Below are 6,980 nucleotides of genomic sequence, written 5' to 3' on the forward strand. Positions count from 1 at the left end.
AGGGCAAGCACTTCACAAAAGTTCAATATAGATTGGCAAAACTCTGAGATCAAGTATTTTGCCCAAATCAAAAAACGGCTACGCCTTAAAGCCCAGAAATACTCTTGAGATCAGCGCAAAGCAATAATCTCAAAAGTATTTCTGCACTACTCAAAGCCTTGATAGGCTGTAGTATTAAGGCTGATAATTAACAATACGTGCAAAACCCGCAGGATCGAGGCTAGCGCCGCCAACTAGCACCCCATCGATTTCTGGCTGAGCCATAATTTCATCAATGTTATCGGGTTTGACAGAACCACCATATTGAATAGTCATATTTTGATGGTCGAGTTTGCTGCGAATTAGGCCAATAACTCGATTTGCCTCACTGGACTGGCAAGTATCGCCTGTACCGATCGCCCAGATTGGTTCGTAGGCTATGATCAAGTTGCTTTGATCAACATCGACTAGGGCATTGGCAAGCTGAGAAAAAATCCAAGTTTCAGTTTCGTTGTTATCACGCTGTAGCTTGCTTTCGCCAACACAGAGTATGGGAGTGATGCCGTGGGCTTGAGCAGTTTTGATGCGCTTGTTTACCGTGTCATCAGTTTCGCCAAAAAATTGACGACGTTCGCTGTGACCGATGACGGCGTACTTAATACCAAGTTCTACCAACATCGGCGCAGAGATTTCGCCAGTAAATGCACCACTGTCAGCCCAATGCACATTTTGAGCGCCAATACTGAGACTAGGGCAAGCTACTGAGGGCAATATTGTTTGGACAATGGCAAGGTTTGTGTAAGGTACACAAATGATAATTTGTTGATCGGCGATCGCTTGCAGATGCTTAGGAAATTCCGAAAAGAATGCTTTGGCTTCAGACTGGTTTTTGTACATTTTCCAGTTGCCAGCAATAACGACTTTACGCAACGCTTATATACCTCTGATTAAAAATCACTTTAAAAATTGTTGTTCAAGATAGTGCTAGGGGGTAGCTATTTTAGTGAAAACTCTGCTTTATGGCGGCGCAGTTTAGCAAGATCACCAAAACAAATCACCAAAAGCTGATGCGCTTCACCAAAAGCCGATGCACTATGGCTTTATTACTTTTTCGTACTGCTTATTCTATCTAAAAATGGGCTTGATTACGGCTCTTGATTTTCTCTACAGAGATTTGCGCTGACTTAAAATCCGTATTAAAACCCGTAAATACTGCCCAAAGCGTCTCAAAGCAATGCTTTCAAAAATATTTATGTACTACCTAAAGCCTTAATAAGCTGCATTTTGATTGCTACTTGCTTAAGACTTACCAAAAACAATATTGTTTTTTGGTTTTAGAATCTAAAAACTTGCCCCAAAAACTCAATGAGTCTAGCAGAAGGCTGCTAGACTCATGTCTTAATATAATTCAATTAGTTATTTTACTAGGGTTTACTCAGGCGTGTTCGGCATTGATCAACTATGCATCTTAGCCTTCTATTCTAACCTAAATTAGCTTGTCTCTGTGCAGTTCAATGATTTAGCACAATGATATGTAACACATTAGGAACCATGCTGCTCAATCTAGAAGACCTTGGCAAAACTTAAGGCTACGGAAGCTATCAAAGCTACACCGATCTTTGGATTCAGCACTTCCCTGTAAAGATCGTGGAATCGCTGGGAGCAACAAAGCGTCAATCCTTATATTGACTAGTGACTCTTTCTTTTTGCCTCTCCTTTCTTAATTTCAGAAATCTAATTTAAAGATCTAAGTTAGGTTTGCTTTGGATTGAGTTGCTCTGTCTCTTGTGCTGATGTATATATACTAACTTAGGACTGTACAGTAATTGCTATTTGTTTACATAAGTTTATAGTTCTTGCAGCGCCCTAGGCTAGGAAATTCATTCCGAAAACAATAAATCCCCCAATTAAGCTGGTTGCATTGGTTAGCAAACTAATCAGTAGTGACTGCCGTATGGGTAATTGTTCAAGACTTAGTGTTGAGATCAACCATGCTTCGTACACTATGGCAAAGACTTCAGAGGCTGGCATTGTCAGTCGATAGGGAATTCCTGTGACGATAGGGAATCTGTTGCCATAGCCAAACCAGAGAGCGCCAAAAATGCCGATTATGTTCAGAACAATGAAAGCAAGTATCGACACAAGAATAATTCTCTTAGATGAATCTCTACGTCTGTTGTAAATTATCAGACCATAGAGGATTGCTATGATCAAAGAGCTAATCCCTAGATAGCGCCCCAAGAGTAGTTGAAAAGCTTCTAGGGATGGAAAAAATGACCAGACTACTGGATAGCTAAATAAATTAACCACCGCGATCGCTGTTAATGTTCTCCAAAATTTTGGTTTAGGTGTTTTTTGCCACCACAGGAAAGGTGCTGCTATTAATAACTCAGAAACAATTGTTAGCAGCCAACCAGTAAAGAACATCTGGCGAGTATATTCTTGCAAAGGCGTGAACAGAGGGTATAAGTACCAATCCTCCTCTTGAATTACCTGTAATGAGTCATTAGTGATTTGCACTTGCCATAAACCACTTAAGGGAAAAAATGTACTTTGTCCTTGGGGATCTTTTAAAGCGGGATTACTAAGACGCAGGCGATCGCTGAACTGTCCAATCAGTCGAAACCATCGCTTGGACTGCTCTTTAGCTTGATTCTGTTGGTTAGCATAGGTATTGACTGTATCAAGAAGTAAGCAACGATTTTCGGCGCAGCCAAAACGGTAGGTGTTTCTAGTCTGTGAGGTAATAGCATTGGGCTGTAGACAGGCTTTGTCACGGCATTCACCGTATTGTATGAGCAAAGTTGGCTGCTCGCAGATTTCTGTATTGCATTCTACTATCTGTAGTCCTTGAAGGGTTTTCTGCCCTGAGGGGTAGGAGAAAACAAACCAATTCATCGGTGGCGGCGGCGGCGCATTGGCAATAGCAGGCAAGACAAATAGGCTAAGGATTATCAAGATCACCAAAATCTTGATTAGATTTGACAACTTCTTTTTCATACAATCTGGGTTGTAAGTCGGTGCAAAGAGCTTTTTTAGTTGATCGGCATTGATGCAGCGATGTCATAGGTCATGAAGTCATGGGCGGGAATCGTATTGGCAAAAATCATGCGGGCTTCCTTGACTAAATCCTCTAGCAAAATGGCATTGCCGGGGGCATAGCGCGGACTGAAATGGGTCATGATCAATTGCTTGACATTGGCTAGAAGTGCCACTTGTGCCGCCATTGTGCTAGTTGAGTGCAACCTTTGAAAAGCCATTTCGGAATCTTGATGGGCAAAGGTGGCTTCATGGATTAATACATCAGCATTTTGGGCGAGGTCGACTGCGCTATCACAGAAAATCGTATCGGTGCAGTAGGCAATCTTGCGTCCTATTTGTGGCTCTCCGCAAAGCTCTTTGCCATTGATCATCCGCCCATCGGCAAGGGTGATCACTTTGCCCTGTTTGAGTTCGCCAAAAATAGGTCCTGGGGTAATATTCATGGCGATCGCCCGATTTACATCAAATTTGCCAGCGCGATCGCGTTCCACTAAGCGATAGCCAAAGGCTGTCACCTTATGCTTGAGGGGAGCCGCCATTACATAAAATTCCTTGTCTTCCCAAACTAAACCTTCCTTAACCCGATGTACTTTAATGGAATAGGAAAGGCGGGTTTCGCTATAGCGCAAACAAGCATCTAGATATTCGCCCAAACCAGAGGGACCATAGAGATCGATATGGCTGACATTGCCTGCCATACCACAGCTTGCCAGTAATCCTGGCAAACCAAAAATGTGATCGCCATGCAGGTGAGTTACAAAAATTTTCGTAATTTGACTGATTTTGACATCACTTCTCAGTAACTGATGTTGGGTGGCTTCGCCGCAGTCCAATAGCCAAGCTTCTGCACGTTGGGGCAACCGCACAGCAATGCTAGACACATTGCGTCCACGGGTGGGAACTCCTGAACTAGTACCAAGAAAAGTGATTTGCATATTTAGTCGTCTACAACAATCTCAATGCGGTTGTTACCGCTAACTTTGTCTGCGCTATTACTCAAAGGGCGACTAGCGCCATAGCCCACTACCATCCATTGATAGGTACGCTCTCCCCTTAGTTTTGCTAAATATTGCTGCACGGCATTTGCCCTTAAATAGGATAGGTTGAGAGCATCAACGCCACTGGCAACATCTGTATGTCCATTGATTCTAATCTTTCTGCCTGTACTTAGGGGCAACTGCGCGGCAACTTTATCAAGCAGTTGAAAACTATCGGTTTTAATTTTGGCAGTGCCGCTATCAAATAGCGCATCGGCGGATAGGGTAAACTGCTGTTTTTTGCTAAAAATATTGATCTCCGATGGTTGCCATACCCATTCGGGTCGCATGATCGCGATCGCTAGTCCGATGCCGATACCCGCGATCGCGCCTATCCCCAAAACTACACCACGAACAAGCAGTCGCAACCAAGGGCGATCTGGCTTCTGCCCCACGGGGTTTGTGACTGCTTTAGATAGAGATTTATCGGGAGTGGGTGAATTGGTCACTACAAGTTTTGCAACTTTGATAATTATTTCTTCTTTGCCTTAGCGCTAACGGTGGTATCGATTAGCTCTAACTCATTAGGTCGAAAGGATACAATCTTTTCCCAGTTGCCGCCACCGAAGATCACAGCAATGCGCCCGTCGCTGACCCTCTGTACCTGTCCCTGAAAACCATAGTAAGTGTCGCCTTCATTGACCACCCGCACTGCCGAACCGGGAAACATAATTGGCTGCATAGCTTACTTAAAACTCCAAAGTATGATTTTGTATATGATTTTAGCTAGGTTCATTCTATATCCTTTTGGATTTTCCCATAGGAAACGGGTAATTTTTCATATGACAACATGGAGTTTGGTGGGTGCATTGCTGCTATCGCTGTCAACACAGGTACTTGATGGTCGTGAGGTGGCGGCTGTGCCGCGATCGCTGATGAGCTATGCCAATCGCCCTGTGCTTGCCGATGCAGTGAATGCCAAGGGAGATCGCGAATCTGTCATGAAGCAGGCGATCGCCACGTTGCTCAAGGATTTGCATCAGGGGGGGATCACCAATCCCAATCAGGGGGTATGGCTCCAGAGTCATGATGGGGCGATCGCCTTGGGGCAGTTGTCCCGTCAAGCCTTGCCATCGGCATCCCTCACCAAAAATGTCACCACCCTTGCCGCCTTGAATGCTTGGGGTTCTAACCATCGTTTTATCACTAATGTCGGCTTTACGGGCAATGTTACGGGCGATACCCTCAAGGGCGATTTGATTGTGGAGGGCGGCGGCGATCCATTTTTTGTGTGGGAAGAGGCGATTGCCCTCGGTAATAAGATCAATCAGTTAGGTATTAAGCGCGTTCAAGGTAATCTGATTATTACGGGTAACTTTGTGATGAATTTTGAGCCAGATGTGAGTAAATCCGCCGATTTTCTGCGAACTGCTTTGGATAGCAGCCAATGGGAAGGGGAAGTGGCACAGCAATATACGACCATGCCTGCGGGAACAGCTAAACCCCAGTTAGCGATTTCTGGCAATAATCGCATTCTCACCAATCGGGCGATCGCGCCTAACTCCACAATTAAGCCCATGATCCGCCACCAATCCTTACCTCTGTGGCAAATTCTCAAGCGCATGAATACCTTCAGCAATAATGAAATGTCAGAATTGTTGGCGCGGCAATTGGGGGGAGGTGGTCAAATCGCGGCGATCGCTGCCAATATCACAGGGCTACCCCCATCGGAAATTAAATTAATCAATGGCTCAGGTTTGGGGCAAGCCAACCAAATTTCTCCCCGCGCCACAGTGGCGATCTTGATGGCTATTCATAATCGCGCCCAAGTTGAAGGCTTGACCCTCGCTGACCTCTTCCCCACCAGTGATTGCAATTGCGGCACGATTGAAGGCAGATCGATTATGCCTAAGGGGGCGATCGTCAAAACTGGCACTTTGTCCGATGTGAGCGCCCTCGCTGGAATCTTACAAACCCAAAAATACGGCACAATTTGGTTTGCGATCGTCAATCGTGGCGAAGGCGATATTGATATGTTCCACCGATCGCAGGATCGCCTATTACAAAACTTGGTCAGCAAATGGGGTTTACCCCCTCTGCCCACCGTCAGTTTTGCGGAAACCCCTTGGCAAGACAGCGATCGCAATGAAATCACTTATTCCAATAGCAGCAAATCGCGCTGAGGTCGGGATAGGTAAGGTAAATGATAATTGATGAGAATAAGAACGCGATCGCCTGTTCAATTTTTCAATGATTGAAAGTAAAAGGCGATCGCACTTTAGCATCATTAATCCTAATCCAGTCCGCCAGAGGATTTGCTAGGTGATTGGGAGATATATGCAGAGCAAGTTGTCTAAATTTGTTATTCTGAAGATTAACTGTTGTCATAGAAACTATGAAAGCTTACGAATTTTCTACTACGATTACACCTGACAGGAAGCTTGAGTTACCTAAGCATCTGAAAAATTTGCCAAAACAACCCAAAGTTAGGGTTATTGTTTTGGTCGAAGATTTGCTAGATATTGATTTAGAAGATCAGGATGAAGTGTTTGATCCAAGTCCACAACAAATTGCAGCTAGTCTTCATAGAGCGTTACATGAGGTAAATACGGGGCAAACTAAACCTATTTCTCAACTTTGGGATAGTCTGGATAGAAACTAGTCGGAATCGTGTTTTGCTCCATTGTTTAAGGCTTCGAAAAATAAGGCGCTCGCTGTCAGCATGATTAATCCAAGTCCTGCTCTCCACAGGATTTGCCAGATGAGGGGGAGGTAAGAGAGAAGGAGGGCGATCGCGCCAAACATTGCGGATATGGGAAAGGCAAGGAATAATCCAACGAGAAAGTAGGCGAAATATTTTAAAAGTGTGATCGTGAACTTAGGCAGTGGTTCCGCCAAGTGAGGATACGAAAGGTATATATGGAGTCAGTCAGAAGACATATTGAATAGAAAACAACTGTGCCCAAGAAAGTCCCACTTCGA

The 6,980-nt window shown here is 44.5% G+C and carries 8 protein-coding genes; 2 read left to right on the plus strand and 6 right to left on the minus strand.

From position 1 onward, the window contains the following. Positions 1 to 174: 174 nt before the first annotated feature. The 5 genes from tpiA to H6F44_RS09710 form a co-directional block, all read right to left on the minus strand. Positions 175 to 909: a triose-phosphate isomerase gene (gene tpiA / locus H6F44_RS09690; RefSeq protein ID WP_190350751.1), complete on the minus strand. Its 735-nt coding sequence runs from the start codon at positions 907 to 909 to the stop codon at positions 175 to 177. A gap of 936 nt (positions 910 to 1,845) precedes the next feature. Then, on the minus strand, positions 1,846 to 2,979 hold the full coding sequence (locus H6F44_RS09695; RefSeq protein WP_190350752.1) for a hypothetical protein: 1,134 nt from the start codon (positions 2,977 to 2,979) through the stop codon (positions 1,846 to 1,848). Positions 2,980 to 3,014: 35 nt separating this feature from the next. After that, positions 3,015 to 3,956 (minus strand): ribonuclease Z, encoded by a 942-nt coding sequence (locus tag H6F44_RS09700; protein WP_190350753.1) that lies wholly within the window; start codon positions 3,954 to 3,956, stop codon positions 3,015 to 3,017. A 2-nt stretch (positions 3,957 to 3,958) separates the two neighbouring features. Continuing rightward, positions 3,959 to 4,507: an OmpA family protein gene (locus H6F44_RS09705; protein ID WP_190350754.1), complete on the minus strand. Its 549-nt coding sequence runs from the start codon at positions 4,505 to 4,507 to the stop codon at positions 3,959 to 3,961. 23 nt (positions 4,508 to 4,530) lie between these two features. Continuing rightward, positions 4,531 to 4,731, minus strand: coding sequence for an NAD(P)H dehydrogenase subunit NdhS (locus H6F44_RS09710; RefSeq protein WP_190350762.1), 201 nt, complete (start codon positions 4,729 to 4,731; stop codon positions 4,531 to 4,533). Positions 4,732 to 4,840: 109 nt separating this feature from the next. Here H6F44_RS09710 and H6F44_RS09715 point away from each other — a divergent pair, with 109 nt between their 5' ends. After that, on the plus strand, positions 4,841 to 6,181 hold the full coding sequence (locus H6F44_RS09715; RefSeq protein WP_190350755.1) for a D-alanyl-D-alanine carboxypeptidase: 1,341 nt from the start codon (positions 4,841 to 4,843) through the stop codon (positions 6,179 to 6,181). Positions 6,182 to 6,245: 64 nt separating this feature from the next. Here H6F44_RS09715 and H6F44_RS09720 read toward each other — a convergent pair whose 3' ends face one another. Next, a complete protein-coding gene (locus H6F44_RS09720) occupies positions 6,246 to 6,386 on the minus strand; it encodes a hypothetical protein (RefSeq protein ID WP_190350756.1) in 141 nt (46 codons plus the stop codon). A gap of 7 nt (positions 6,387 to 6,393) precedes the next feature. Here H6F44_RS09720 and H6F44_RS09725 point away from each other — a divergent pair, with 7 nt between their 5' ends. After that, positions 6,394 to 6,660 (plus strand): hypothetical protein, encoded by a 267-nt coding sequence (locus tag H6F44_RS09725; protein ID WP_190350757.1) that lies wholly within the window; start codon positions 6,394 to 6,396, stop codon positions 6,658 to 6,660. The last annotated feature ends 320 nt before the right edge of the window (positions 6,661 to 6,980 follow it).

Origin of the sequence: Pseudanabaena cinerea FACHB-1277, assembly GCF_014696345.1 — a bacterium.
GTDB lineage: Bacteria > Cyanobacteriota > Cyanobacteriia > Pseudanabaenales > Pseudanabaenaceae > Pseudanabaena > Pseudanabaena cinerea.

Coding starts and splice junctions, on each gene's coding strand:
- H6F44_RS09700 (WP_190350753.1), bottom strand. CDS start 3,956: ATGCAAATCACTTTTCTTGGTACTAGTTCAGGAGTTCCCACCCGTGGA.
- H6F44_RS09715 (WP_190350755.1), top strand. CDS start 4,841: ATGACAACATGGAGTTTGGTGGGTGCATTGCTGCTATCGCTGTCAACA.
- H6F44_RS09725 (WP_190350757.1), top strand. CDS start 6,394: ATGAAAGCTTACGAATTTTCTACTACGATTACACCTGACAGGAAGCTT.
- H6F44_RS09720 (WP_190350756.1), bottom strand. CDS start 6,386: ATGACAACAGTTAATCTTCAGAATAACAAATTTAGACAACTTGCTCTG.
- H6F44_RS09695 (WP_190350752.1), bottom strand. CDS start 2,979: ATGAAAAAGAAGTTGTCAAATCTAATCAAGATTTTGGTGATCTTGATA.